At 74.3% G+C, this 24,530-nt stretch carries 28 protein-coding genes and 1 pseudogene; 8 read left to right on the top strand and 21 right to left on the bottom strand.

Features of this window, described 5'->3' with window-relative positions:
• Positions 1–12: 12 nt before the first annotated feature.
• The 11 genes from EKG83_RS10655 to EKG83_RS10605 all read right to left on the bottom strand — a co-directional run bounded on the left by EKG83_RS10655 (position 13) and on the right by EKG83_RS10605 (position 10,372).
• Complete coding sequence (locus EKG83_RS10655; RefSeq protein WP_033434825.1) at positions 13–1,173, bottom strand: hypothetical protein; 1,161 nt, start codon at positions 1,171–1,173, stop codon at positions 13–15.
• Between the two features lie 96 nt (positions 1,174–1,269).
• A complete protein-coding gene (locus EKG83_RS10650; protein WP_033434824.1) occupies positions 1,270–1,500 on the bottom strand; it encodes a hypothetical protein in 231 nt (76 codons plus the stop codon).
• A 100-nt stretch (positions 1,501–1,600) separates the two neighbouring features.
• A complete protein-coding gene (locus EKG83_RS10645) occupies positions 1,601–1,912 on the bottom strand; it encodes a hypothetical protein (RefSeq protein WP_153278001.1) in 312 nt (103 codons plus the stop codon).
• A gap of 15 nt (positions 1,913–1,927) precedes the next feature.
• Positions 1,928–3,124: a condensation domain-containing protein gene (locus EKG83_RS10640; protein WP_033434822.1), complete on the bottom strand. Its 1,197-nt coding sequence runs from the start codon at positions 3,122–3,124 to the stop codon at positions 1,928–1,930.
• A complete protein-coding gene (locus EKG83_RS10635; RefSeq protein WP_033434821.1) occupies positions 3,125–4,168 on the bottom strand; it encodes a hypothetical protein in 1,044 nt (347 codons plus the stop codon).
• Complete coding sequence (locus EKG83_RS10630) at positions 4,165–5,157, bottom strand: phosphotransferase family protein (protein WP_084717047.1); 993 nt, start codon at positions 5,155–5,157, stop codon at positions 4,165–4,167. Before EKG83_RS10630 ends, EKG83_RS10635 begins: the two co-directional genes overlap by 4 nt.
• Positions 5,154–6,260 carry a Gfo/Idh/MocA family protein gene (locus EKG83_RS10625; protein ID WP_084717046.1) on the bottom strand — a complete coding sequence of 369 codons (1,107 nt, stop codon included), beginning with the start codon at positions 6,258–6,260 and terminating at the stop codon, positions 5,154–5,156. The genes EKG83_RS10630 and EKG83_RS10625 overlap by 4 nt, the downstream gene beginning before the upstream one ends.
• A complete protein-coding gene (locus tag EKG83_RS10620) occupies positions 6,250–7,503 on the bottom strand; it encodes a hypothetical protein (protein WP_033434820.1) in 1,254 nt (417 codons plus the stop codon). The genes EKG83_RS10625 and EKG83_RS10620 overlap by 11 nt, the downstream gene beginning before the upstream one ends.
• Positions 7,500–7,775 carry an acyl carrier protein gene (locus tag EKG83_RS10615; RefSeq protein ID WP_033434819.1) on the bottom strand — a complete coding sequence of 92 codons (276 nt, stop codon included), beginning with the start codon at positions 7,773–7,775 and terminating at the stop codon, positions 7,500–7,502. Before EKG83_RS10615 ends, EKG83_RS10620 begins: the two co-directional genes overlap by 4 nt.
• 3 nt (positions 7,776–7,778) lie before the next feature.
• Entirely contained in the window at positions 7,779–8,954 is a 1,176-nt protein-coding gene (locus tag EKG83_RS10610; RefSeq protein WP_051766827.1) for a radical SAM protein, read from the bottom strand.
• Between the two features lie 20 nt (positions 8,955–8,974).
• The gene (locus tag EKG83_RS10605; protein WP_153278000.1) at positions 8,975–10,372 is read right to left on the bottom strand and encodes an MFS transporter; all 1,398 of its coding nucleotides are present in this window, start codon (positions 10,370–10,372) and stop codon (positions 8,975–8,977) included.
• A 671-nt stretch (positions 10,373–11,043) separates the two neighbouring features.
• Between EKG83_RS10605 and EKG83_RS10600 the strand changes: the two genes are divergently transcribed.
• The 4 genes and pseudogenes from EKG83_RS10600 to EKG83_RS10590 all read left to right on the top strand — a co-directional run bounded on the left by EKG83_RS10600 (position 11,044) and on the right by EKG83_RS10590 (position 11,941).
• Positions 11,044–11,181, top strand: coding sequence for a hypothetical protein (locus EKG83_RS10600; RefSeq protein WP_153277999.1), 138 nt, complete (start codon positions 11,044–11,046; stop codon positions 11,179–11,181).
• Between the two features lie 183 nt (positions 11,182–11,364).
• Positions 11,365–11,571, top strand: a pseudogene (locus tag EKG83_RS46795) (DegT/DnrJ/EryC1/StrS family aminotransferase); the annotation flags it as partial.
• A gap of 43 nt (positions 11,572–11,614) precedes the next feature.
• Positions 11,615–11,737 (top strand): hypothetical protein, encoded by a 123-nt coding sequence (locus EKG83_RS48960; protein WP_265590327.1) that lies wholly within the window; start codon positions 11,615–11,617, stop codon positions 11,735–11,737.
• Positions 11,738–11,770: 33 nt separating this feature from the next.
• Positions 11,771–11,941, top strand: coding sequence for an NAD-dependent epimerase/dehydratase family protein (locus EKG83_RS10590; RefSeq protein ID WP_153277997.1), 171 nt, complete (start codon positions 11,771–11,773; stop codon positions 11,939–11,941).
• Positions 11,942–12,497: 556 nt separating this feature from the next.
• On the opposite strand, the gene EKG83_RS10585 is transcribed toward EKG83_RS10590, so the two are convergent.
• Both EKG83_RS10585 and EKG83_RS10580 read right to left on the bottom strand, forming a co-directional pair.
• Positions 12,498–12,878 carry a peptidase inhibitor family I36 protein gene (locus tag EKG83_RS10585; RefSeq protein WP_084717044.1) on the bottom strand — a complete coding sequence of 127 codons (381 nt, stop codon included), beginning with the start codon at positions 12,876–12,878 and terminating at the stop codon, positions 12,498–12,500.
• Positions 12,879–13,222: 344 nt separating this feature from the next.
• Complete coding sequence (locus EKG83_RS10580) at positions 13,223–14,089, bottom strand: LysR family transcriptional regulator (protein ID WP_033434816.1); 867 nt, start codon at positions 14,087–14,089, stop codon at positions 13,223–13,225.
• A gap of 70 nt (positions 14,090–14,159) precedes the next feature.
• Here EKG83_RS10580 and EKG83_RS10575 point away from each other — a divergent pair, with 70 nt between their 5' ends.
• Together EKG83_RS10575 and EKG83_RS10570 are read left to right on the top strand one after the other, a co-directional pair.
• Positions 14,160–15,119 carry an alpha/beta hydrolase gene (locus tag EKG83_RS10575; protein ID WP_063741503.1) on the top strand — a complete coding sequence of 320 codons (960 nt, stop codon included), beginning with the start codon at positions 14,160–14,162 and terminating at the stop codon, positions 15,117–15,119.
• A 17-nt stretch (positions 15,120–15,136) separates the two neighbouring features.
• A complete protein-coding gene (locus tag EKG83_RS10570) occupies positions 15,137–15,568 on the top strand; it encodes a PPOX class F420-dependent oxidoreductase (protein ID WP_033434815.1) in 432 nt (143 codons plus the stop codon).
• Positions 15,569–15,604: 36 nt separating this feature from the next.
• Here the strand turns inward: EKG83_RS10570 and EKG83_RS10565 are convergent, their stop codons facing one another.
• Together EKG83_RS10565 and EKG83_RS10560 are read right to left on the bottom strand one after the other, a co-directional pair.
• Complete coding sequence (locus EKG83_RS10565; protein ID WP_051766826.1) at positions 15,605–16,732, bottom strand: sensor histidine kinase; 1,128 nt, start codon at positions 16,730–16,732, stop codon at positions 15,605–15,607.
• Entirely contained in the window at positions 16,732–17,385 is a 654-nt protein-coding gene (locus EKG83_RS10560) for a response regulator transcription factor (RefSeq protein WP_033434837.1), read from the bottom strand. Before EKG83_RS10560 ends, EKG83_RS10565 begins: the two co-directional genes overlap by 1 nt.
• A 123-nt stretch (positions 17,386–17,508) precedes the next feature.
• Between EKG83_RS10560 and EKG83_RS10555 the strand changes: the two genes are divergently transcribed.
• Complete coding sequence (locus EKG83_RS10555; RefSeq protein WP_051766825.1) at positions 17,509–18,894, top strand: S41 family peptidase; 1,386 nt, start codon at positions 17,509–17,511, stop codon at positions 18,892–18,894.
• An 88-nt stretch (positions 18,895–18,982) separates the two neighbouring features.
• On the opposite strand, the gene EKG83_RS10550 is transcribed toward EKG83_RS10555, so the two are convergent.
• Positions 18,983–19,891, bottom strand: a complete 909-nt coding sequence (locus EKG83_RS10550) for an NAD-dependent epimerase/dehydratase family protein (RefSeq protein WP_033434814.1) — start codon at positions 19,889–19,891, stop codon at positions 18,983–18,985.
• Positions 19,875–20,909: a GDP-mannose 4,6-dehydratase gene (gmd, locus tag EKG83_RS10545; RefSeq protein WP_033434813.1), complete on the bottom strand. Its 1,035-nt coding sequence runs from the start codon at positions 20,907–20,909 to the stop codon at positions 19,875–19,877. Before gmd ends, EKG83_RS10550 begins: the two co-directional genes overlap by 17 nt.
• A gap of 286 nt (positions 20,910–21,195) precedes the next feature.
• Here gmd and EKG83_RS10540 point away from each other — a divergent pair, with 286 nt between their 5' ends.
• Positions 21,196–21,783, top strand: a complete 588-nt coding sequence (locus tag EKG83_RS10540; RefSeq protein ID WP_228122559.1) for an LURP-one-related/scramblase family protein — start codon at positions 21,196–21,198, stop codon at positions 21,781–21,783.
• Between the two features lie 21 nt (positions 21,784–21,804).
• Here EKG83_RS10540 and EKG83_RS10535 read toward each other — a convergent pair whose 3' ends face one another.
• The 4 genes from EKG83_RS10535 to EKG83_RS10520 are packed head-to-tail and all read right to left on the bottom strand — an operon-like array spanning position 21,805 to position 24,186.
• A complete protein-coding gene (locus tag EKG83_RS10535) occupies positions 21,805–22,560 on the bottom strand; it encodes a hypothetical protein (RefSeq protein ID WP_033434812.1) in 756 nt (251 codons plus the stop codon).
• Positions 22,557–23,477, bottom strand: a complete 921-nt coding sequence (locus EKG83_RS10530; protein WP_033434811.1) for an ABC transporter ATP-binding protein — start codon at positions 23,475–23,477, stop codon at positions 22,557–22,559. Before EKG83_RS10530 ends, EKG83_RS10535 begins: the two co-directional genes overlap by 4 nt.
• The gene (locus EKG83_RS10525; RefSeq protein ID WP_033434810.1) at positions 23,474–23,707 is read right to left on the bottom strand and encodes a helix-turn-helix domain-containing protein; all 234 of its coding nucleotides are present in this window, start codon (positions 23,705–23,707) and stop codon (positions 23,474–23,476) included. The genes EKG83_RS10530 and EKG83_RS10525 overlap by 4 nt, the downstream gene beginning before the upstream one ends.
• Positions 23,707–24,186 carry a DUF2975 domain-containing protein gene (locus EKG83_RS10520; protein WP_033434809.1) on the bottom strand — a complete coding sequence of 160 codons (480 nt, stop codon included), beginning with the start codon at positions 24,184–24,186 and terminating at the stop codon, positions 23,707–23,709. The genes EKG83_RS10525 and EKG83_RS10520 overlap by 1 nt, the downstream gene beginning before the upstream one ends.
• Between the last annotated feature and the right edge of the window lie 344 nt (positions 24,187–24,530).

Here is a 24,530-nt window from a genome sequence, read left to right as displayed (position 1 = left end):
GGGGGACCCTGCTCAGTACGCGGAGGCGCGCACGGCGAACACCGAGCGGTTGCCCGCGTACTCGGTCAACGACCACAACTGCCCCTTGGCCGGCCAGTACGACAGGTCCTCCGGGCCGACCGGCAGCACGTCGTGGTGCATCACCACCGAACCGCCGGGCGTGAACGTGGCCAGGTCGCCCGCGTTGCCGCTGCCGTCGCTGGTCGACAGGTAGAACTTGCCGTTGACCGAGGTGGCGCCCTGCATGCTCTGCACGGACACGTCGTACGCCTGGGTGGCCTTGGCGTAGCCGTCGGAGCTCTCGGTCAGCATCCGGTCGGTGTAGTCGATCGGGAAGCGGAAGATCCGGCTGCCCGCGCCCGGGTTGGCGTACTCGCCGACCACGACGCTGTCCGGGGTGCTGGTGCGGTCGAGGGACGCGAACGAGAAGCGGATGTTCGCGTACCCGTTGGTGGTCGACTGGTTGTAGGCGAAAGCCTGCGGCAACACGTACTTGTAGCCGTACGCCTGGTAGCTGCCGTCGGACTGGCGGCCGATCGCCGAGCCGTTGGTGGTGCTGGTCTGCCAGAGGTGGCGCAGGTCGAACACGCGGAAGCCGGTGCCCGTGGCGGCCAGGTAGAGGTAATGGCCGTACCAGAAGATGCCGCCGGCGTGCAGGTTCACCGCGCGGAACGACGCCTGGCCAGAGCCGTTGGTGTACGGCTCGACCAGCAGGACGTGGCGGTAGGTGGGCGCGGACGGGGTGGAGTAGTCGACGAACGAGACCCGCACGCCCCGGTCGACGCCGTCGGTGCCGTTGTCGTACCAGCTGACCAGCACGGCCGTGGCGCCCTCGTAGGTGGCCTCGCCGTAGGCGTCCGCGGTCGTGGTGATGCCCTGCGGCACCCAGTAGGCGACGTCGTCGTCCCCGCTGTTCCAGCAGAACGAGGCGACCCGGTTGGCCGCGGCCGGTGAGCAGGAGGTGGCGGCGCGGTTGCCGTCGGCGACGACGGTCGGCACGCTGACGTTGGGCAGGGCGGCGTCCAGGTCGTCGATCAGGCCCGAGTAGGCGGTGGCCTTGAGGCGGAAGTTCGCCGCGGGCAGCGCGGTCGCCGCCTGGGCGGGCACGGCGGGCAGGAGGGCCGCCGCCAGGCCCGCGACCAGGCCGACGACCAGCCTTCGGTACTTCTTCACCGGATTACCCCCATTGTTGGTTGAGCACCGACGAGGGCCCATCATGGCGGTACCCGGCGGGCGGATCAACCGCCGGGGCGAGAGGTAGGGGTCGCGCTAGTCGACGGGGCCGCGCAGGGTGAGCACCACCCGCAGCACGTGCTCGACCGCGGCGGGGAACACCGCGCCGCGCAGCTCGTCGCGCGAGGCGAGGGTGCGCGAGGCGAACTCCAGCATGCGCTCGGACCCCAGCCGCCGGACCACGAGCGCGGCGACCTCCTCCAGGTCGAGGCCGGGGTTGTCCAGGCGGGCCAGGGCGAACTCGACGACCAGCTCCTCGTCCGTCACGTGCCCTCCCTCCGGCACCACCGAGCGTAGTCCAACCGCGGCCGGACCCGCCCGGCGAGCGAGGCGCGGGCCGACCCCCGGTGATCGACGAGCGCCTGCCCTACGACCGCGCCGCCCCGCGCCCGACCGCGTCACCCACCCGCCCCGCGAGGCGGTCGCGATCGGCCTGCTCCACCGCGGCGAACCTGAGCGCGAGCGTCGCCGCGCGGGTCGCGTCCAGGGCGTCGCCCAGCGGCACCCGGCCGGGGCGGCACCACGCGTCCCACGCCGTCAGCGCCGCCTCCAGGCACGCCAACCCCGCCTCGGCGGCCGGGTCCGCCCGGTCGCACTCACGCGCCATGCGCTGCGCCAGCTCCGCCAGTTCCCGGCGCAGCGCCGCCCGGTCGGTCGAGAGCACCGCTGGTGTGTCCATCCGAATCCCCCCTGATCACCCGGCCCGGGCCGGTAGCCGGCCCACGCGGTCCGGCAGCCCGTCCAGCGCGGCGTGCACGGCACTACCGGTCCACCCCCTGCCGTTGCCGCTGACGTGCGCGACCAGCGCGCCGTCGACCGCCTTGCGGAACCTGATGCCCAGCCCGGCGGCCTGCCCGGTGTCGCGCGGACCGGCCGCCGCCTCGACGAACGCCCGCGCCGGGCCGAACGGGACCTCGTCGGGGCGCAGCTGCGGGATCAGCTCGACGAACGGGGCGGACGGGGCGCCCGCCACCGGTTCCAGCTCCCACACCGGGCAGCGGGAGTGCCGCTCGGCCGCGGCCAGGTGCACCGTCAACGCCCGCAGGTCGGCGGTCGCGTCCAGCGGCACCGCCGCGTACGCCGGGGTGATGCAGGGGCCCGCGACGGTGCGCCAGCGCGGCTGGTCGCGGCGCAGGAACAGCGTGTTGTAGAGCACGTGGTCGCCGGTGGCGACGTGCCCGGCCAGCTCCTCGGTCAGCAGCGCGAGCACGGCCGCGAACGGCGTGCTCAGCCGGCGGCGGGCCCAGGTCTCCAGCAGCGCCGTGTCGTCGGCCGGGAGCACGGGGCGGCGCAGCGCGAAGGGGGCGTCGCGGGCGTCCGGCGGTGGTGCGGCGAAGCGCAGGCCGCCCAGCTCCTCCCGCCACCAGCGCGCCGTGCCGGGGTCGCGGGCGAGTTCCGCCTCGTGGGCCGCGTACTCGCCGTACTGGGCGGTCGGCGGGGCGGGTTCGGGCCCGCCGAGGCGCGCCGCGTACAGCTCGCCCAGGTCGCGCAGGACCCGCCACAGCGTGGCCGGGTCGCCGAACAGGTGGTGCAGGTGTGCCGACAGCACGTGCTCACGCGCCGACCGCCGGACCACGCGCAGCACCAGCGGGGTGGGCGCGGTCGACGGCACGGGGTGGTGCGGCGACTCGTCACCGCCGACCTCGACGCACGGCCGCACCGCGTCCTCGACCACCTGCACCACCGCGTCCGGGTCGAGGCGGGAGCGCAGCAGCTCGTGCCGCGCGAGCAGGTCGCCGGCCGCGGCGACCAGCAGGTCCGGGTCGAACTCCCCCTCGACGCGCAGCACCGCGTTGACCGCGAACCACGGGCCGGTGGCGACGCCGGGGCGCTCGTCCTCCAGCCAGAGCGCGAACCGCTGCCACAGCGAAGCGGGCCGAACCGTGCTCATTCACGCACCCCCCGACAGCAGCATCCCACTCAAATCCGGCACTCGGCGCGCCACGCCCGACAACGCTTCGTGCAGTTCGGCCAGCACCTCCAGGGCGTACCCGCGCTCGCGCCACGCCTCGACGGTGATGCCGAAGCCGAGGCGCTGCCACAGCTCGCTGTTGCGCTGCTCGTGCGCGCCGAAGGGTTCCAGGAGCACCAGCGGCGTGGCCGACCACAGCGAGTCGAGCAGGGTGCCGCCGCCGGGTTTGCTCACCGCCGCCGCGGACGTGCGCATGAGGTCGAAGGACGCGTGGTGGCCGACGCCGCGCGCGTAGGTCGTCGGGGTGCCCGGGCGCAGCCTGCCGAACGGCGGGTAGCCGTCGTCGACCCACGGGTGCCACGCCGGGTCGATCAGGTGGTAGCGGACCGCCGGGTCGACCACCTCCGCGTCGGCCTCCTCGTGCGCCACCACGTCCAGCTCGAACCCCGCGCCCAGCAGCTCGCCGACCCGCTCGCGGTAGGTGCCCATGCCCCAGCCGCCGCCGTGCAGCAGCAGGGACTTCGCCCGGTCGGCCCACGGGACCTGGGGCTCCCGCGACACCGGGATCGTGGCGGGCAGCGCCACCCGCTCGGCGTCGGCCAGCCACACCCGCGCACCGAAACCGGTGTCGCCCTTGAACGACGGCGAGGCCACCGAGTCGACGTGGCACACCACCACGTCCGCGTCGCCGGCGTACCGCTCCAGCACCGGCAGCCAGTAGCCGGAGAGCACGACGAACCGCCGCACGCCCCGCTCGTCCCACTCGGCGAACAGCTCGTCGAGCCGGTCGCCCGGCACCGCGCCGAACGGGTTGGTCGCGACCCGCTGCCCCACCAGCGCGACCCGGAAGTCCCGGTGGAAGGCGGTGCGCATGGCCGCGGTGGTGGCCAGCTTCGCGGCCGGCAGCAGCCGTTCCAGCACGGTCACGCCGGCCCGCGCGCCGCGCTCGCGGAGCCGGTCGGCCAGCAGCAGGCCGGGGACGTGCACGCCGAGGGCGACCCCGGAGGTGAGCACCTCGATCACGGCGCGCCACCGTCCAGCCGGTCCGCGGCGCGGCGCAGGTGCGCGGCGATCAGCCGGGCGAACGGCCGGTCCTCGGGCCCGGTCGCGCCGCGCGGCACCGCCTCCACGGTCATGACCAGGTAGAGGTAGCAGCGGTACAGGTCCAGCCGGCACCGGGTGGCCGGGGTGGGGTCGAGCACGCCGCCCGCGCCCCGGTAGCCGGCCACCAGGTCCGCGTCGTCCTCGGCCAGCCCGAACAGGCCGAGCGACGGCATGTCCGCCAGCGGGTCGCCCCAGAACGCGCGCTCGCCGTCGACCACGCCGGTCAGGCGCGGCGCACCCGGGTCGACCAGCACGTTGCCCGCCCACAGGTCGAAGTGGACCAGGGCCGGTTCGCGGACCTCGGCCAGCGCGCCCCGCGAGGCGGCGAGCCGGGCGCGCAGCCGGTCGGCGGGCACCGGCAGCTCCACGCGGTAGCGGTCGGCGTCGGCGAGCACGGCCTCCACCATGCCGGTGAACGCGGTGGGCCAGTCCGCGGCCAGGCCGAGCTGGGGGTAGCCGAACCCCTCGCCGACCACCCGGTGCAGCCCGGCCGCGGCCTCGCCGAGCCGGCGCCGCAGCGCCGCCCGGCGGTCGGGGTCGAACCGCTCGCGGTGCTCGTGCCAGTTGACGCCGGGCAGCTCGGTCATCAGCAGCCACTCGGACGGCAGCAGGTCGCCGCCGGCGTCGAGGTGCACCACCTCGGGCACGGGCAGCACGCCGGCCGCGGCGCGGTGGAACACGGCCTCGGTGGTCAGCAGCCCGCGCTCGTAGGTCAGGCCGGCGGTCTCGGGCAGCGGCGCCACCTTGAGCACCAGGCGCCGGTCGCCCGCCATCACGCGGTAGGCGGTGTTGAAGGTGCCGCCGTGCACCTCCTCCACCCGGGCCCCCTCGGGGTCGGGCACGCCGGCGCGGCGCAGCACCTCGGTCAACCGGTCGCGGTCCGGCCGCACCTTCGCGTCGTCGGTCACGAACCCCCCTCGGCGTCGTCGTGGATGGCGGCCATCAGGCCGATGCGCTCGACCGCGGCGGACAGCTCCGCGCCGCGCGCACCGGCGGTGACGAGGTCCCGGAACCCGCGCAGCTGCCGGTCGTAGTAGGAGATCGGCGGGAACGAGCGGATCTCGGTGGTCCCGTCGGCGCGCCGCACGGCGAGGTTGAGCGGCAGCGCGCCCGCGACGGGCCGGAGGAAGGCCCGCACGCGCACGCGCGCCCCGGCGAACCGGAACTCGTGCTCGGCGGCGTGCTGGGGGTCGAACGCGCACGCCAGCTCGGCCCGCACCCCGCCGGGCAGGTCGAGCCGGGCGGCGAACTCCACGTCGACCCCGCCGGCCGCGGTGCGGATCCGCCGGCCGCCGCCGCGCGCCCCGGTGAGGCCGACGGTCGCCTGGACGGCCTGCAACCAGTAGCTCGCAGCGTCGCGGAAGATGCCGCCGCCCAGCTCCGGGCGCAGCCGGTAGCCGTCGGCGGGCGGGGCGAACCGGATCGTCGTCGTGACCGCCTCCAGCGGGCCCCACCGGCCGTCGGCGACCATCGCCCGCACCGAGTCCTGCCACGGGTGCCCGGCGGCCGGCACGGCCTCCACCACGTGCACGCCACCGGCCTCGGCCGCCGTGATGAGGTCGGCCGCCTCGGCCGCGGTCAGGCACAGCGGTTTCTCCACCAGCACGTGCCTGCCAGCCCGCGCGGCGGCCGCGGCCCACCGGTGGTGGGCGGAGTTGTGCAGTGACACGTACACCGCGTCCAGGTCCGGGTCCGCCACCAGCGCGGCGTAGTCGGGGTGCACGCGGGGCACGCCGTGCCGCCGCGCGAACGCCCGCGCCCGCTCCGGGTCGCTCGCCGCGATCGCGGCAGGCACCACGCCGGGTTCCGCCCGGCTGGGCCCGATGACGGCCCGCTCCGCGATGCCCGTGGCGCCGATCAGGCCGATGCGCAGCGGCTTGGTGTCACGCCGCTCCCCGTTCGGTTCCGTTTCGGGTCGCCCGGTGTCGGCCCGCCCGATTTCGGGCCGCCCGGTCCCGGCATGCCCGGTTTCGGGCCGCCCGCTCCCGGCCCGCTCGGTCTCAAGCCGCATGGACCGTCCCCCTCGGCCGGGCACCCGCCGCCTCGAACGAGGCCAGCACGCGCGCCCGCACGGCGTCCAGCTCCCCAGGCCCGCAGCGCAGCGCGCAGTGCAGCCGGGCGGTCGGCGGCCCCACCACACCTCCGCCGAGCACCGAACACCCCGCACCGCTCCCAGCCCCCAGCAGCAGACCGCCACGGCGCAGCGCGCGCACCAGGTGCCCGGTGGTCGTACCCGGCGGCACGGCCAGCTCGACCTGCCACAGGTGGCAGCGCAGCGCGCCGTCGCCCAGCACCCGGTCCAGTTCCAGCGCCAGGCGCCCCAGCGAGGTCCGGGCGTTGACCTCCAGCACCGGGACCAGCGCCCCGTCGGCCAGCACCATCGCGTCGATCGACAGCGGTCCCCAGTACCCCTCGGCGAACGCCCGCCGCGCCACCTCCGCGGCCGCGTCCCGCAGGGCCGGTTCGAACCGCGCCCGCGCACCGTCCGCCGGACCCGCGCCCGCGTACCGGAAGCCGCGGTTGTGCACCGCCCGCACGCCCAGCCAGCGCCAGGTGCCGTCCTCGGCCAGCTCGCCGTGCCCGGACAGGTCGTGCGCCTTGTCGTACCGGGGCTGCACCAGCAGCTCCACCCGGGCGCCGCCGGCCACCTGGCGGTCCAGCACGCGGGTGACCGCCCGCAGCACACCGGGCGTGCCGACCTCCAGCGCACCGCTGCCGGACACGCCGTACGGGTCCTTCACCACGGCGGGGAACCCGGCGTCGGCCACGGCCCGCGCCAGCTCCGCGGTCGACCGGACCACCACGCCGGCGCCGGGCAGCCCCAGGTCGACCACCAGGTCGTTGGACCAGGTCTTGGAGTTGACCCGGGCCACGTCCGCGACGGCGGGCAGGGGCGTCGACGAGGCCAGCGCGGCGACGTGCGGCGTGACCGCGTACGGCACGAGGCGGTGGTCCCGCAGCAGGGCGGGCGCCGCCGGGTCCCGGGCGAACAGCTCCTCCACCGCGCCCCCCGGCCCGTCGGCGACCACGTGGTGGGCGAACGCCAGGCCAGCGCCGCGCAGCGCGGCGAGCAGGTCCGGGTCGACCGGCCGCCGGGTGACCAGGGTGTCGCCCGGCGCGCACAGGCCCGCGAGCAGTTCGTCCATCACCTCGACGTGGTCCGCCGCCGCCGGTGCCGCGGGCAGCCGCGCCAGTTCCGGCGGCCGCCACGAGCGCTCGGCGTCGAACGCGCCGAGCCGGAGGGCCGCCCTCACCGCACCACCGCGCCGTCCGGAGCCGCACCGTCCAGCGCCGCCAGCCACGTGCCGAACTGGCGCACCGACCTCAGGTGCTCCAGGTCCAGCGACTCGTAGTCCAGTTCCACGTCGAAGGCGTCCTCCACCCCGAGCAGGAAGGAGATCATCTGGAGCGAGTCGAGCCCGTACTCCTCGACCAGGTCGGCGTCGGTGGGGATGTCGGCCGCGGTGGTCCCGTTCGCCAGCACCGCCGCGAGCACGACCTTGACCTTCGAGTAGACCTCGTCCACTGCTCACACTCCGTTCAGGTAGAGGAGGATGCACTTCGAGCAGACCGGCATCATGCCGCCGGCCGACAGGATCTTGCGGACCTCGCGGAACGGCTCCCCGCCCCACAGCTCGGCCACACCGGTGTCGTAGAGGTTGCCGACCACGAACTCGGGGAAGAACTTGCACGAGCTGACGTTGCCGTCGGCGTGGACCTCCATCCGGTTGGACACCGCCAGGCACCTGCTGCGGTGCTGCGCCGGGCGCGAGGTGCCGAGGATGAAGTCCTCCACCTCGTCGGCCTCCAGCTGCGGCTGGTACCGCACGCGCACCCGCCACGGCCGCGACGCCAGCCGCGCCATGGACTCCCGCAGCACGGGCAGCTGCTCGGGCGGCAACCGGTAGGTGTAGGAGTGCCAGGTGGGCTTGCTGGTGCCGGTGTCGTTGGCCAGCCACGCGAAGGACTTCTCGTACAGCTCGTCCATGGCCCGCGCGACCTCGGGGCTGATGTACCAGGGGAACTGGAAGTAGACGGTGTTGACGCCCAGCTCCTCGGCCCACTCCATGAACTCGTACATCTTGCCGACGGTGACGTGGGAGACCATGCAGGACAGCGAGACCTCGCCGCCGAACTCGCCGTCGCGCTTGAGGTCCAGCATCCGCCGGATGTTCCCGGTGGTCTTGGCGAAGGTGCCCCGGCCGCGCAGCGCCTCGTGGTCCTCGCCCAGGCCGTCGAGGCTGACGAGCAGGTTGAGGTTCTCGCCGATGCGCAGCAGGTCGTCGAGCCTGCGCTTGAACAGCAGCCCGTTGGTGCACATGTTGACCGTGCGCGGGTAGCGCTCCAGCAGCTCGGCCACCTCGCCGAACCGGCTGTGCATCAGGGGTTCGCCGCCCCACAGGAACAGCTTGGAGCGGCGGGGCGCGGTGACCCGCAGGACTTCCTCCACCACCGAGAGGTCCAGCTCGGTGCGCTGCTTCTGGGCGCTGAAGTCGCGGAAGAACCCCTGCTCGTTCCACTGGTAGCAGTGCACGCACCGCAGGTTGCAGCGGTAGGTGAGCTGGAGGCTGACCTCCTGCGGCAGGGCCGCCGCGTAGCCGGGGTCGGTGCGCAGGTTCTTGCGCGCCGCCGAGCGGATGGACACCGTGTGCTTGATGTCCGCGAACTCCTTGGCGTTCAACCGCCGGGTCGTGGTGGGGTGCACGCTTCCTCCTCTTGCGGACTTCAACGGGTGACGTGGTCCGGCAGCCGGCCGGGGAGCAGCAGCACGGCGCAGGCCGAGCACAGGCCGCCGGCCGCGATGACGGCGGCGAGCGCGAGCGGTTGCCCCAGGACGCCGGTGGCCAGGCCCGCGACCGCGCCGCCGGTCAGCGAGCCCAGCGGGATCGCCGACGAGGTCAGCACGCGCGCCGTGGCGTGGACGGTGGCCTGCCGGTCGGGCGGCGCGACCCGCTGCCGGGCGCTGGTGCCGAGCACGCCCCAGACCGGGATCCACAGGGCGGAGAACACCCTGATCGCGAACAGCGCGGGCACGGGTGCGGACAGGGCCAGGCACAGCGGGACCGCGCACCACGCCAGCCCCTCCAGGCCCGTGGCGAGCAGGGCGCCGCGCGTGCCCAGGGCGCGCGTCAGCGGTCCGACGCAGAGCACGCCGACCAGCGCGCCCGCCGCGCCCGCGGCGAGCAGCAGGCCCGCGGTGGCGCTGGAGAGGCCCAGCACCCGGTAGGCGAACAGCAGCAGGACGGCGTCCACCGCGCCGGTGCCGAACGCCCGGACCGCGGAGCTGAGCACCAGCGGGCCCAGCACGGGGTGGTGCCGGGCGTAGCGCAGGCCGTCGCGCACCCGCGCCCACAGCGACCCCCGGTCGGCGGTCGGCGGCGCCGGCGCGCGGACGCCGAGCCGGCAGAGGGCGGAGGCCAGGAACGGCAGGGCGCCCAGCGCCGACGCGGCCACCGCGCCGAACGCGCCGACGACCGCGCCGCCCAGCGCCGGTCCCGCCAGCTTCGAGGCGCTGTCCGAGACCTGCAACCGGGAGTTGGCGCCCACCAGCCGCCCGGCCGGGACCAACGCGGGCAGTTGCACCTGGCCGGAGAGGTCGCTGAACACCGTGGCCACGCCCGCCACCGCGACCGCCACCACCAGCGGGGCGACCGAGGTGACCAGGCCCGCGGCCACGGCCGCGGCGAGCAGGGCGAACGCGCCGAACCGGACCAGTTCGGCGCAGACGGCGACCCGTCGCACCCTGGCCCGCACGAGCAGGGCGCCGGCGAGCAGGCCGACCGCCGGGTAGGCCAGCCACCCGGCCGCCGAGACCAGGCCCACCTCGGCGGTCGAGGCGTCGAGCAGGAGGATGGCCGCGGTCGGGGCGGTGAAGCCGGTCAGCCGGTCGCCGACGAAGCTCGCCGTCTGGGCCGCCCAGAACAGGGGGAAGTCCCGGGAGCGCGGGGGTGGGGGCGGGGGCGGGACGTGGGCCGGCTCCCGGCTCAGGGGCAGGTCCGCGGCGCGGCCTGGCGCCTGGCGCTTGGCGTGGCTGGGGGTTTGGCTTGGCGCTTGGCCCCCGGTTCGGCTCGGCGCATGGTCCGAGGCTTGGCCCAGGTGGTCCGCGGCTCGGTCCGGCCCCACCTCCGCCGGACCCACCGCCGCCGACAACGTTGTCGGCGGCCGGTCGGCCGCCCCGCGCGCTTTTTCGTCCAGTTCCGGCTCGGAAAACAAAGATTATCCCCCCGAACAGGCCGGTTAGCCGCCCCAATTCGGACCCTAACCACACCCCCGGCGGCCGTCAAGAATATCACCCGATCGTCGGCAAGCGCATTTCCACGTGACCGTGCGTAACCACCGAACGAAGCGGTTCGGGACCACTGCGCACAATATTGACCCGCCCGTGTGGGGCAGTTAACATCGGCCGCACTCCCGGGAGAACACCGCTAAACCGAAAAATCAGGACATACGGCGCGCACCGGCTTTCCGAGGGCTCCGCACGGCGTGCTCCGGGCCCCGCGACCGGGAATAACCGGGAACCTACCGGGTGGCCGGACCTCCCGGTACCGCCAGGAGGCGTCACCGGCAGGTGCGACCGCGGTCGCCGGGAGCAACCGGCGACGGTACCAACGAATACAGCGGAAATGACCGGCGCGACCCCGCACCGGCCCGTTCCGCGCTACTCCCGGGATGCCCGACGGAGGTCCGGAACCACATTCACGGAGCCGCTCGACCGGCAACCGCTCCCCGCGACCGCACCGGCGCCGCGGTAAGCGACAAAAGCAATTCCGGGGACCGGAAATACATGGCGGGGAATGACGGAGGAACACAACCCGGCCCGTCAACCGTCGACGGGCGACACCGCCGTGGACACCCTGTTGCCGCCGTCGCCGGGCGCACGGGCCTACCAGGTCTACGACCGGGCGCCGGCCCACGGCCGGGCGAGGCGCTGATGGGCCGGCGGCTGCTGCGGGAGCTGCCCGACGGTAGTGCGGTCCACCCCGACGCGGCGCCGGCCGAGACGATGCTGCCGCCGGAGGCCGCGATCAACCGGTACCAGCTGGAGGCCAGCCGCACCCGCGACGGGTTCGACGCGCTGATGTCGGCCCACCTGGCGGCCGGCCACCAACTCGCCCGAGGCGCACCGGCAGGGCTGCGCCTTCCACGACCACGGGTTCGCGCCCGACCGCGCGGGCCTGGTCGAGGACGGGTCGCGGGTGGGCCCGAACCTGCGGATGCACGAGCCGGCCGCCGCCCTGGGCCTGGCCCAGGTGTGCAAGCTCGACCGCGCGCTGGCGGCCGTGGTGCGCGAGGGGCTGGACAAGTCCACTTTGGACGCTTGACCAAGCCCTGTTGTCCCGGGCGGTCGCGCTGAGCGTGAGGGTGGTGAACGGATACCTCGGCACGCTGGGCGAGGTACCTGTGCTGGACACGCCGGAGGAGGCCGCGGCCAAGACGGCCAAGGTGCGCGAGGTGCTGTTGCACACCAGGGCGGGGGACGCTCGGTGACCGGGTTGGCGAATGGGTCGGGGGGACGGCCCGGTGAACGGAGCGGCGGCCGGCGCGGGAGCCGGTGAGGGGATTGGCGCGGGAGCCGGCTCAGCGGCCGGCGAGGTGCTGGTCACCGGGGCCGCCGGGTTCATCGGCGGTCAGCCGGCCGTGGCCTGCCGGCGGGCCGGCTACGAGGTGACCGCGCTGGCCGAGGCGTGCTAGGAGTTGCAGCCGGCGGTGGAGAACACGCCCAGCGCGATGGCGTCGTCCGGGCGCGCGGCCACGGCGTGCCGCAGGTGCTCGGCGAACGCGCACAGCTCCACGTCATCCTGGAGCACCAGGTGGTGGGTCGCCCCTCGGCGACCGCGGCCCGGGCGCGCTTGGCGGTGCGCAGCGGGCTGGGCGGCCCGTCGGGTTCGGGGTCGGGGACGACGCGGCGGCCGAGCGCAGCAGGTCGGCTGTTGCCGGCCCGCGCGAGGGGTGGTGCACCACCACGGCGCCGATGCGCACGTCCGCTCGCGTCATGTTCCATTTTCCCGTACTCCGGACAACGGCGGACCCCGTCACCGCACCCGCCGGGGAACGATCACGCCGGCGATTGTCGGAAATGCTTCGCACACCCTCGCGGTGAATTGTCGAGGGCAATTCCCACCACTTTCCCGCACGTGGTGCGCCACTGTCCAGGCAATGCCGCCGGCAACAAGTTGCCCGGCACCGAGTGGACACGGCGCGGTGCCGCGCGGCGACGACGGGGCCGCCGCCGCGCGGTCCGGGTCGATCAGTAGACGTAGACGCTGTTCGACACCAGCGTGACCGGGCTCACACTCGCGCCACCGGAGATGACCTGCGAAGACCCGGTGCAGTTGGTGTTGGTGTAGAACCTCGCCGACTGCGAGTGGGTGTTGATCGCCGACTTGATCCGCCCGGCGCCCCAGCCGTGGGCCGCCAGGTCCACGCACGTCCCCTGCGGCACCAGCGACTTCACGTTGAACTTCGCGCCGGTGAAGCCCTGCTGGTCCCAGGCGCACAACGTGTTGGAGAACTCACAGGTCGCCGCAGCGCCGACGCCCTCGGCCGACGCGCCGGCGGGACCCGCGAACACCAGGCCCGCCGTCGCCGCCGCGGCCACCGCGACGCGCAGAAGAACTCGCTCGGACATTCCCCTCGACCTCAAGGCACACTCCTCGTTCGACCGGATCGGCCGGACCGCGGTTCCGCCCGCTGAAACGCAGCTGCAACGCCAGCGTATGGCTTCACCAAAGCGCCGGCAATGAATCGGACGAATTCCGCGGCCGACCCTTCGGTACCGGTCGACCGGACCCCTCAGGCGCCCCGGTGGCCGCAGCGCGGGACCCGGAACCCCTTGCGCGAGGCGGTGCGGGTGGTGGGCCACCCGCCCGGTCGTTGACGTCCACCGCCCACACCGCGGCACCCGGCGCGTGCGGTGCCGGGGTCCAGGCGACACCGGCCGGCTCCCGCACGCCGGCCGTTGCCGGACCGGTCTCACCCACCCCACCCGGCCTCGACCAACAGCTCCACGAACGCCGCGGTGAACGGGTCCGGCTCCCGGTGCCCGTAGGCCACCAGCCGGCGGCGGACCGGCGGGTCGGTGCGCCGCACCACCCCGTCGAACCGCGCGGGCAGCACGTTGCGCGGCACCAGCGCGGGCCCGAGCCCGGCGGCGGCGAGCACGGGCGCGGCCGCGGTCTGCTCGGTCCGCACCACCGCCCTCGGCCGGAACCCGCGCGCCGCGCACGCCGCGTCCACCACGTCGGCGAGGCCGTTGCCGGGCGCGTAGTGCACCCAGCCCTCGTCGGCGAGGTCGCCCAGGTCGACGGGGTCGGGGTGCGGCGAGCCGGGCGGCAGGACCACCACGAACTCCTCCTCCCCCAGCTCCACCGAGAACCCGGGCCAGCCCGCGGGTCCCGGCCCGACCGCCACGTCGGCCAGGCCGTCGAGCATGGCCGCGCGCAGCTCGTCGGCGTGGCGGTGCTCGAACAGCCGGACCCGGACGTCCGGGTGGCGCGCCCGCCACCGGCGCAGCACCGGCGGGAGCACGCCGAGGGTCAGCGAGTACACCGCGGCCACGCGCAGCTCACCGCACTCCAGGCCGGCGGCGCGGCGGGCGGCCGTCGTGGCGCGGTCGGCGTCGGCGAGGGCGGCGCGGGCGTGCGGCAGCCAGGCGCGCCCGGCCGGGGTGAGCCGCACCCCGCGCGGCAGGCGGTCCAGCAGCGGCGTGCCCACGGTCCGCTCCAGCGCCCTGATCTGGTGCGACAGCGCGGGCTGGGTGACGTGCAGCAGCTCGGCGGCGCGGGTGAAGGAGCCCTCGTCCACGACCGTGACCAGGTACTCGAACTGCCGCAGTGTCATGAACGCAGTTTATGGGTGTCACAAGATCTATGGCTTGGACTTATGCCGTCGATCGTCGAACCATGGGCTCATGGCAGTGAACGAGCAAGTCCGGGCCGTGCTGGAGAAGATGGCCGGCGGGCCGCGGGTCGAGGAGTCCACCCCCTTCGCCGCGCGCCAGGCGGCGCTGGGGTACCTGCAGTTCCAGGGCGAACCGGAGCCCGCGCGCGTCGAGCACCTGTTCGTGCCGGGCCCCACGGCCGACCTCCCCGCCCGCGTCTACTACCCGGCGGAGGGCGGGGGCCCCTTCCCCGGCATCGTCTTCCTGCACGGCAGCGGCTGGGTGACCTGCAACCTCGACGTCTACGACGTGGCGCTGCGCGCGCTGGCCAACGCCACCGGGCACGCCGTGTTCGCGGTGAACTACCAGAAGGCGCCGGAGCACCCGTTCCCGGTTCCCCTCGACGACTCCTACGCCGCCACCGGGTGGTTCTTCGCGCACGCCGGGGCGCTGGGCGTGCGGCCCGACCGGATCGGGGTCATGGGCGACAGCGCGGGCGGCAACCTCGCCGCCGCGGTGGCGGCGAAGGCGCGGGACGGCGGGCCGGCCCTCGCCTTCCAGGTGCTGGTGGTGCCCGCCCTGGACCGCGACTTCACCACCGAGTCCCATGTGGACAGCGGCGAGGGATTCGGCCTGGATACCGCTGCCATGCGGTGGTTCTGGGCGCAGTACCTGGGCGACCGGGAACCCTCCGAACTGGCCGCCCCGCTGCGCGCGCGGTCGTTCGCCGGGCTGCCGCCGACCTTCGTGGCGACCGCCGAGCACGACCCGGTGCGCTCGGACGGCGAGCGGTACGCCGAGGCGCTGGCCGCGGCCGGCGTGCCCGTGCGGCACCTGCGGATGCCCGGGACCGTCCACGCCTTCACCCTGCTGGACGGCGTGCTCGACGACTACCGCGCGCTGCTGCGCGAGGTGTCCGCCTGGCTGGGCCGAACGGCTTCGGTTCCCCGATCGGCGCGGCCGGTTCCCTTGACCTCCACACCGGTGTGAAGGTCGATGATGGGGCCATGAGCACCACACCGTTCAACCCCCGCACGCTGCTCGCGAAGAGCAGGCTCGGCGTCCTCGCGACCCTCAAGGCGGACGGGCGCCCGCAGCTCACCCCCGTGCTGCCGTACTACGACGAGCAGGCGAACGTCCTCTACGTCGCGATCGACGCCGGCAGCGTCAAGGCGGCGAACCTGCGCCGCGACCCGCGCTGCGCGCTGGAGGTCACCAGCGCCGACGGCGGGGCGTGGGCCACCGCCGAGGGCACCGCGGCGCTGGTCGGGCCCGGCACCGACCCCCACGGGCCCGAGGTGGAGGAGCTGGTGGGCTACTACCGCGCCGCCGCGGGCGAGCACCCCGACTGGGACGAGTACCGCTCGGTCATGGTGTCCGAGCGGCGGGTGCTGGTGAAGGTGACGGTCGAGCACGTGTACGGCGCCAGCTTCGAGTGACCGCGGGGGCCGGGGCTCGCGGGGCCCCGGCCCGCTTCAGCCGAACGCCACCCGCACCACCAGGCCGCCCTCCCGGCGCGGCGTCGTGGTGACCCGCGCGTCGTGCGCGGTCGCGATCGCCGCCACGATCGACAGCCCCAACCCCAGCCCCGGCCCCGGCCCCGTCCGGGCCTGCCCGAGCCGCTGGAACGGCTGGAACAGCCGGTCGACCTCGGCCTCCGGCACGACCGGACCCGTGTTGGCCACGGTCAGCACGCCGGCGCCGCACGTCACCTCCACCCACCCGCCGGGCACGTTGTGCCGGATCGCGTTGTCCACCAGGTTCACCACCAGCCGCTCGGCGAGCGCGCGGTGCCCGGACACGGGGCACGGCCCGACCGACGCCCGCAGCTCCACCCCCGCGGGCCCGCGGACGTCGACCACGTCGGTCACCACCTCGCCGAGGTCGAAGGGGTGGCGGACGTCGATGCCGGCGTGGCCGCGGGTCAGCGTGAGCATGGCCTCGATCAGCCGCTCCTGCTGCGCGCCCGCCGCGAGGACCCGCTCGTGCGCCGCGCGCAGGGACTCCACCGTCGCGTCCGGGTCCTCCAGCGCCACCTGCCCGATCGTGCGCTGGCGGGCGAGCGGCGTGCGCAGCTCGTGGGAGGCGTTGGCGACGAACCGGCGCTGCGCCTCGAACGACGCCTCCAGCCGCCCCAGCAGCTCGTCGAAGGTGTCGCCCAGCTCCTTCAGCTCGTCGTCCGGGCCGGCCAGGGCCAGCCGGCGGTGCAGGTTGGTCGCCGAGATCTCCCGCGCGGCCGCGGTGATCGTGCGCAGCCTGCGCAGCACGCGGCCCGCCACCCACCAGCTGAGCCCGAGCACCAGCACCACCGTCATGGCCAGCGCGATCCCGGACTGGGCCAGCAGCTGGTCCAGCACGTCCCGCCGCTGCTCGGCCAGCGCCTGCTCGGCCCGCAGCGCGACCCGCTGGACCTCGCCGGGCGGCGGCGGGCCGATCGGGGCCGCGTCACCGGGGTAGGAGAACAGCCGCACGTCGGCCGACGGCGTCACCGCGTGCCGCACGAGCAGGTAGGTGACGGTCAGCACGGCGGCCCCGCAGACCAGGAACAGCCCGCCGTAGAGCAGGGTCAGGCGCAGCCGCACGGTGCGGCGCGGTGCGCGCATCAGATCCGGTACCCGCTCTTGGCCACGGTCTCCACCAGCGGCGGGTCGCCGAGCTTGGCCCGCAGCCTGCTGACGGTGATCTTGACCGCGTTGGTGAACGGGTCGGTCGCCTCGTCCCACACCCGCTCCAGCAGTTCCTCCGCCGACACCGCCCGGCCGCCGGCGGCCAGCAGCAGCTCCAGCACGCCGAACTCCTTGGGCGCCAGCCCCAGCGGCCGGCCGCCGCGGGTGGCCCGGCGCCGCGCGGTGTCGACCACCAGGTCGTCGTGGCGCAGCACCGGCGGCACGGCCGGGTGCGCCCGCCGCGCCAGCGCCCCGATCCGCGCCACGAGCGCGCGGAAGTCGAACGGCTTGGGCAGGTAGTCGTCCGCGCCGAGGCCGAGCCCGTCCACCAGGTCCTCGGTGGTGGCCGCCGCGGTCAGCATCAGGATCCGGCTGCGGCAGCCGGCCGCGATCAGCTCCGCGCACACGTCGTCGCCGTGCGTGCCGGGCAGGTCCCGGTCCAGCACGACCACGTCGTAGTCGGTGCACAGCGCGCGTTCGAGCCCGCCGGTCCCGTCCAGCGCCACGTCGACGGCCATCCGGGCCCGCCGCAGCCCGGTCGCCACCGCGTGCGCCATCTCCTCGTCGTCCTCGACCACCAGCACCCGCACGCGCACCAGTATCGCCGGCCACCGGTTTCGGCGGGGTCTCATCGCGGGCGATACCGCGCCGAAACCGCCCGGCCCGTAGAACTCCCCACCGTCCGCACGACCAGCGAACACCAGGGGATCACCGTGAAGCACAGATGGCGCCCGCTCGTCGGGGCACTCGCCGCGACGGCCGTGCTCGTCGGGGTGGGCAACGGCACCGGCACCGCCGCGCCCGAGCGGCCGCCGGCCTGCACCCAGCCCCAGCCCGGGACGCAGCCGCCGACGCCGACGCCGCCCACCGCCACCACGGTCGGGCAGGCGTACCACTGCATCTTCGACAACTACTACAGCGGTCCGGTGCTCGACAGCCGCACGCTGCTCGTGCCCGCGTTCGCCGCCCTCACCCAGGAGCTCCAGCGCCGCGGCCTCGACCGGCCCGACGCCACCCTGCCCGCCCTGACCGGCCGCCGGGACGCCGACTGGACCGCGTTCAGCCGGGTCTACCGGCGGATCGCGGACGCGCTGCCGGACGACGGGGCCCGCGCCGCCATCGCCACCGCCGCCATCAAGGCCATGGTGGACGCGCTGGACGACAACCACGCGCGGTGGCTCAACGGGTTCACGCGGAACTTGTACGGCCTGGACCTGTCCGTGGTCGTCGGCCCCGGCGACATCGACCCGGTGGCCGCCGAACCCGCTCACGTCAACGGCATCGTCACGGGCAGCCCGGCCGACGCCGCGGGCCTCGAACTCGGTGACGAGGTCCTGGCGGTCAACGGCGTCCCGGTGTTCGTCAACGGCGTCCTCACCAGGGGCGTGCTGTCGTACTTCACCAACGGCGGGCCGGGCTCGCGGGTCGAGCTGACCGTGCGGCGCCCCGCCACCGGCCGGACGTTCACCACCACCGTGACCGCCGCCGAGTTCCAGCCGCCGCGCCGGGACGTCGAGTCCCGGCTCGTGGCAGGCGACATCGCCTACGTCAGCCTGCCGGGCTTCGCCCCGGAGCTGGTCGACCGGGTCCTGGCCGCCATCGCCGAGCTGCGCGGGCAGACCCGGCTGCGCGGCGTGGTCCTGGACCTGCGCGGCAACGGCGGCGGCAGCCCGGTGGCGGTGAGCAGGCTGCTCGGCGCGCTCGCGCACGGCAGGACCACCAGCTACTGGTGCGACGTGAAGGGCCGCTGCACGCCCAACCGGACGGACGACTCGGTCGAGCTGCTGAACCTGCCGCTCGTCGCGCTCACCGACCGCCGCTGCGCCTCGGCGTGCGACTCGTTCTCCAGCACGGTCAAGGACCTCGGGCTCGGCACGCTGGTCGGCACGCGCACCGCCGGCGCGGTGTCCGGGCCGGGGTCGCCGTACCTGCTGGACAACGGGAGCGTGCTCGGGCTGCCGAAGTACCACGAGGTGGGCGCGAACAAGGAGGTCGTGAACACCGTGGGCGTCGCACCGGACCACAACGCCCCGACGACCGCCGCCGACCTGTCCGCCGGGCGCGACCCGGGGCTGGACAAGGCGGTGTCCCTGCTGTGACCGGTACCCGGTGCGGCGTTCTCCCGGGGGGCGCCGCGCCGGGTGCGTCAGCGCCGGGTGCGTCAACACCCGGTGCGGCAGCGCCAATTCACGCCGAGTACATCCACTCCAGCGTCTTCTCGAACGGGATCACCGGTTCCTCGCCCAGGGTCGCGACCAGCCGCTCGCGGCTGCCGACCAGGCGGACCACCTCGTTGGCCCGGACGAACGCCGGGTTGACCTCGACCTCGATCTCGTACCCGGCGATGGCCGCCATCATCTTCAGCACCTCGGCCAGCGAGTGCGCCACCCCCGAGCACAGGTTGAGCGTGGCGCCCGCCGGGGCCACCTCGACCAGCCTGCGGTAGTAGCGGGCGACGGTGCGCACGTCGCCGAAGTCGCGCCAGACCCCGGTGTTGCCCAGCTCGATCCTCCGCGCACCGCGGCGGAAGTGGTCGACGACCTTCGGGATCAGGAACTTCGCGTGCTGCCCGACCCCGGTGTAGTTGAACGGCCGGGTGATCGCGATCGGCAGGCGGTCCGCCCACAGCCCCGCCAGGTGCTCCACGGCGACCTTGCTGATCGCGTAGTCGTTGGCCGGCGCGGGCGGGACGTCCTCGTGGACGGGCTCGACGGTCGTGTTGCCGTAGACGTTCGCGCTGCCGGCCAGCACCACGATGCGCGGTCGCGCGCCCGTCCCGCACAACGCGTCGAGCAGGTTGCGGGTGCCCACGACGTTGGTCCGGTACAGCTCGTCGGCGTCGCCGTGCGCCACGAACGAGACGGCCGCCAGGTGCACCACCGCGTCCGGCCGGACCTCGGCGACCGCGGCGCGCAGGGCCGCGCGGTCGAGCAGATCGGCCCGGTGGGTGACCACCCCGGGCACCTCGCCGGCGCCCCGGCGCGCGAGCCCGACCACCTCGTACCCGGCCCCGACCAGCTCGGCGGCGACGTGCCGCCCGGTGAAGCCGGACACGCCGGTGACCAGGACCCGGCCCCGCTCAGCAGGAGAACCCACGCCCGTTCCTCTCGACGTCCGCCTCGACCATCATCCGGGCCAGCTCCTCCAGGGTGGTCGTGGGCTCCCAGCCGAGCGCGTCCCGGGCCTTCGAGGCGTCGCCGACGAGCAGGTCGACCTCGGCGGGGCGGTAGAACCTCGGGTTGACCCGGACCAGCACCCGGCCGGTCTCGGCGTCCACGCCACGCTCGGACTCGCCCGAGCCCTCCCAGTTCAGCTCGATGCCCGCGGCCCTGAACGACAGGGCGACGAAGTCGCGCACGGTCACCGTGCGGTTGGTGGCCAGCACGAAGGTGTCCGGCTCGTCGGCCTGGAGCATCCGCCACATGCCGTCGACGTACTCCTTGGCGTAGCCCCAGTCGCGCTTGGCGTCGAGGTTGCCCAGCTCCAGCACGTCGAGCTTGCCCAGCTTGATCTTGGCGACCGAGTCGGTGACCTTGCGCGTCACGAACTCCCGGCCGCGCAGCGGCGACTCGTGGTTGAACAGGATGCCGCTGGCGCCGAACAGGTCGTAGGACTCGCGGTAGTTCACCGTCGTCCAGTGCGCGAACAGCTTGGCCACGCCGTACGGGCTGCGCGGGTAGAACGAGGTCGTCTCGGTCTGCGGCACGGCCTGCACCTTGCCGAACATCTCCGAGGTCGACGCCTGGTAGAAGCGCGCCCGCGGGTTGACCGCGCGCATCGCCTCCAGCAGGTTCAGCGCGCCGATGCCGGTGATCTGGGCGGTCGTCACGGGCTGGTCGAACGAGACGCTGACGAAGCTCTGCGCGGCCAGGTTGTAGATCTCGTCCGCACCGGTGGAGTCCAGCAGCCGGATGCTGTTGCCCAGGTCGGTGAGGTCGTACTCGACCAGGTGCAGGTTCGGGTGCTCCGCGATGCCCAGTTCGGCGATCCGCCAGAAGTTGGTGGAGCTCGTGCGGCGGTAGGCGCCGTAGACCCGGTAGTCCTTCTCCAGCAGCAGCTGCGCGAGGTAGGCGCCGTCCTGACCGGAGATGCCGGTGACCAGTGCGGTTCGCATGGGGGTGCTCGACTCCTTGATCGTTTCGATGCATCAGGCGACGCGCAGGTGTTCCCGTCCGCCGGAGTCTAGGGCCAGACCGGCACGGCCCTCCCGCCCACCCACCCGCCGCCGGTGCCGGCACGGCTGACGGGAAAGCCGCAGGTCACCGAAGTCGTCCACGCCGGTCACGGGCACCGCACCGGCCGCGGTCGCCGGGAAGTGGTCGCGGCTGTTCCACGACCCCCACCGGTCTTTCACCCGGTTGGGTGAGAAACTTCGGGCCACCGACGAACCAGGGGGAACCGTGCTCACACCGGCCACGAGCGTGCTGCACATGCACCAGAAGGTCACCTTGATGGTGAACCGCTACGAGATCTTCGACGACGCCAACGGCGAGCCCGGTCAGCTCGTGGCGTTCGCCGAGCAGAAGCGGATGACCATGAAGGAGCAGGTGACCATCTACACCGGCCCCGACAAGAACCAGGTGCTCGCCGGTTTCCGCGCGCGCAAGGTCATCGACCTCGGCAGCGGCTACGACGTCACCGACGGCAGCGGGCAGCCCATCGGCGCGTTCCGCAAGGACTTCGGCAAGTCCCTGACCAACTCCACCTGGCACCTCGACCAGCCGGGCGCGCCCACCGCCACCGGCAGCGAGCGCAACGCCGGGCTGGCCATCCTGCGCCGCGTGTGGGACCTGCTGCCGTTCGTCAACAACATCCCGTTCCCGTTCCGCTACCACTTCGACTTCACCCGCGGCGGCCAACCGGTGTTCAGCGTGGACAAGAAGACCTGGGTCCGCGACCACTACCTCATCCGCATCACCGACCCGCAGGTCGACCGCCGCGTGGTGATCGCGCAGTCCGTCGCGCTGGACGCCCTCCAGGCCCGGTAGCCGCACCGGGCCGGCGGTCCCTCACCGGGTGGCGTCGTCGCGCGCCAGCCTCAGCCACCCGAGCAGCAGCACGCCGCCGGCCCAGCCGAGCAGGGTGACCACCGAGGACGTCCACGTCATCCCCGGCACCTGCCCGATCAGCAGGAACGCCGCACCGGAACCGGGCAGCGCCCGGGCGAGGCCGGTGGTCCACCCGTAGCCGAAGTTGGGCAGCATCAGCGGCAGCACCAGCATCAGCAGGAACACCGCGACCAGCGCACCGGCCGTGCTGCGCAGCAGGAAGCCGAGCCCGACCGCGAACACGGCCCCGGCCGCGAACACGAGCGCGACGGTGGGCAGCACCTCCAGCGCCCCGGCCGCGGGCAGCCCGAGCAGCGGTCGGGCCGCGATGAACGCGGCGAGGCCGGCGGCGGCCGCCAGCAGCGCGCCGGCCACCGCGGCCACCCCCGCCGCCACGGTCGTGCGGGCCAGCAGGAACACCCCGCGCCGCGGCGTCCACTGGAGGCTCGGCACGATCCCGCCGGTGGCGTAGTCGGCCGTCACCGCGGTCAGGGCCAGGGCGAGGAGCGCGAACTGGCCCGGCAGGGCGGGGACGCTCGCCGCCACCCACGCCGAGGCGCCCGGCGACGGCTCCGGGTCCCCGGCCGCCTCGACCCCGGCGACGGTGGCGATGCCCACCATCGTCGCGCCGGCCGCGGCCAGGAACCACCAGGTGGTCCGGACCGTCCACAGGCGCGTCCACTCGGCGGCGCAGGCGCGGGCGAACACGCGCCTCACCGGGCCGCCTCCGCCTGGCGGCCGTGGTGCTCCACGCTGCCGCCGGTCAGTTCCAGGTAGGCGTCCTCCAGGGACTGGCGCACCTCGGACAGGTGCCGGAGCGGGATGCCCAGGGCGTGGGCGAGCCGGCCGACCTCGTCGGCGGCGCAGCCGGTGACCAGCAACTCCCGGTCGTCGGCCCGGTGGGCTTCGCAGCCGTGCGCCCGGAGCCCGGCCAGCAGCCGGTCCGGCTCGGCGACGCGGACCCGCACCCGGACGTGCCCCAGCCCGCCGACGACCTCCTCCGTCGTGGCGTCGGCGATCAGCCGGCCGCGGCCGATGACGACCAGGCGGTCGGCGACCTGCTCCACCTCGCTCATCAGGTGGCTGGAGACCAGCACGGCGCGGCCCTCGTCGGCCAGGTGGCGCAGCAGGCCGCGGATCCACCGGACGCCGTCGAGGTCCAGGCCGTTGACCGGCTCGTCGAACAGCAGCACGCCGGGGTCGCCGAGCAGGGCCGCCGCGATGCCGAGGCGCTGCCGCATGCCCAGCGAGTAGCCCTTGACCCGGCGGCGGGCCGCGCGGTCGAGGCCGACCTGCTCGACCACCTCGTCCACCCGCCGCGACGGGATGCCGTTGGTCCGGGCGGCCACCCGGAGGTGGTCGCGCCCGGTGCGGCCGGGGTGCGCCGAGCCGGGGTCGAGCAGGGCGCCGACCTCCCGCAGCGGTTGCCCGAACGCCGCGTACGGGCGCCCGTTCACCAGCGCCTCGCCCGACGTGGGGCGGTCCAGGCCGAGCACCACCCGCATGGTCGTGGACTTCCCGGCCCCGTTCGGCCCCAGGAACCCGGTGACCTTCCCCGGCTCGACGTCGAAGGTCAGGTCGTCCACGGCGAGCACGTCGCCGTAACGCCTGGTCAGCCCGCGCACCCGGATCATCCGCGGCCCACCTCGCCGGTGCTCTCGTCGTCGACCCACTCCAGCAGGTCGCCGGGCTGGCAGCCCAGCACCCGGCACATGGCCTCCAGGGTGCTGAACCGCACCGCCTTGGCCCGGCCGTTCTTGAGCACCGCCACGTTCGCCGGCGTGAGCCCGACCCGCTCGCAGAACTCGCCGACGCTCATCTTGCGCTTGGCCAGCTCGACGTCGATGCGCACGACGATCGGCATCAGATCACCGCTTCCATGTCGGTGCGCAGCGTGGTCGCCTGGCGCAGCAGCGCGCGCATCACGACCATCAGCAGGCCCAGCACGGTGAGGCCGGTCGTCAGCAGGAACAGCAGCAGGGGCAGGCCGGGGTCGTCGGCGTTGAAGCCGACGTAGAGGAAGACGGCCACGAGCACCACCCACGCGGCGGCGACGGCCCACACGATCGCGTCCACCCACCTCAGGGCCGCCTCGCTGAAGATGCAGTCGTGCTTGACCAGGGTGAGCAGCTTCCACGTGGCCACGACGACCACCTGGACGCACAGCACCCAGAAGATCGTCACGGCGGTCAGCGGCCACCTGAGGTACGCCAGGTCCGGCGACTCCTCGGCCATGTGCGCGAACTGGCCGGGCAGCGACATGGTCTGGAACAGGACCAGGACGCCGAACAGCAGCACGAGGAACACCCGGAGCGGGCCAACGGCCCGATGCTCTGCCAACATGCTATCGATTCTCGATAGGTGGCTATCGAAAGTCAATAGGTATCTATCGTCTTGCAGAGGGTAGCGCAGGGCTCACGGGGACAAGTCGGGCCGGGTCGGGCCGGATCTGAGTGCCCGCGCCCCGGTGCCCGCGCCTGGGTGTCCGCGCCCGGGTGTCCGCGCCCGGGTGTCCACGCCCGGGTGTCCGCGTGGTGGACGTCGTTGACGCCGCGCCCGCGCCGCTGCTCCACTGCCCCCGTGAACCCGGTGCGGCTGGTCACCCGCGACCACATCGACCTCGGTCGGGTGTGGTCGGCCTCCTGTACGGCCTGAAGACGCCGCAGCCCCCGAATCCCCCCGAATCC

The organism is Saccharothrix syringae (assembly GCF_009498035.1).
Lineage (GTDB): Bacteria > Actinomycetota > Actinomycetes > Mycobacteriales > Pseudonocardiaceae > Actinosynnema > Actinosynnema syringae.
Note: the sequence above shows the minus strand (reverse complement) of the source record. Positions and strands in the feature narration are given on the sequence as shown.

Excerpts from the sequence above, each read along its gene's own strand:
- EKG83_RS10520 (WP_033434809.1), bottom strand. The coding sequence starts at position 24,186 with ATGTTGGCAGAGCATCGGGCCGTTGGCCCGCTCCGGGTGTTCCTCGTG.
- gmd (WP_033434813.1), bottom strand. The coding sequence starts at position 20,909 with ATGCGAACCGCACTGGTCACCGGCATCTCCGGTCAGGACGGCGCCTAC.
- EKG83_RS10585 (WP_084717044.1), bottom strand. The coding sequence starts at position 12,878 with ATGTCCGAGCGAGTTCTTCTGCGCGTCGCGGTGGCCGCGGCGGCGACG.
- EKG83_RS10565 (WP_051766826.1), bottom strand. The coding sequence starts at position 16,732 with ATGCGCGCACCGCGCCGCACCGTGCGGCTGCGCCTGACCCTGCTCTAC.
- EKG83_RS10570 (WP_033434815.1), top strand. The coding sequence starts at position 15,137 with ATGAGCACCACACCGTTCAACCCCCGCACGCTGCTCGCGAAGAGCAGG.
- EKG83_RS10600 (WP_153277999.1), top strand. The coding sequence starts at position 11,044 with ATGACGGAGGAACACAACCCGGCCCGTCAACCGTCGACGGGCGACACC.
- EKG83_RS10640 (WP_033434822.1), bottom strand. The coding sequence starts at position 3,124 with ATGAGCACGGTTCGGCCCGCTTCGCTGTGGCAGCGGTTCGCGCTCTGG.
- EKG83_RS10580 (WP_033434816.1), bottom strand. The coding sequence starts at position 14,089 with ATGACACTGCGGCAGTTCGAGTACCTGGTCACGGTCGTGGACGAGGGC.
- EKG83_RS10645 (WP_153278001.1), bottom strand. The coding sequence starts at position 1,912 with ATGGACACACCAGCGGTGCTCTCGACCGACCGGGCGGCGCTGCGCCGG.
- EKG83_RS10525 (WP_033434810.1), bottom strand. The coding sequence starts at position 23,707 with ATGCCGATCGTCGTGCGCATCGACGTCGAGCTGGCCAAGCGCAAGATG.
- EKG83_RS10530 (WP_033434811.1), bottom strand. The coding sequence starts at position 23,477 with ATGATCCGGGTGCGCGGGCTGACCAGGCGTTACGGCGACGTGCTCGCC.
- EKG83_RS10575 (WP_063741503.1), top strand. The coding sequence starts at position 14,160 with ATGGCAGTGAACGAGCAAGTCCGGGCCGTGCTGGAGAAGATGGCCGGC.
- EKG83_RS10625 (WP_084717046.1), bottom strand. The coding sequence starts at position 6,260 with ATGCGGCTTGAGACCGAGCGGGCCGGGAGCGGGCGGCCCGAAACCGGG.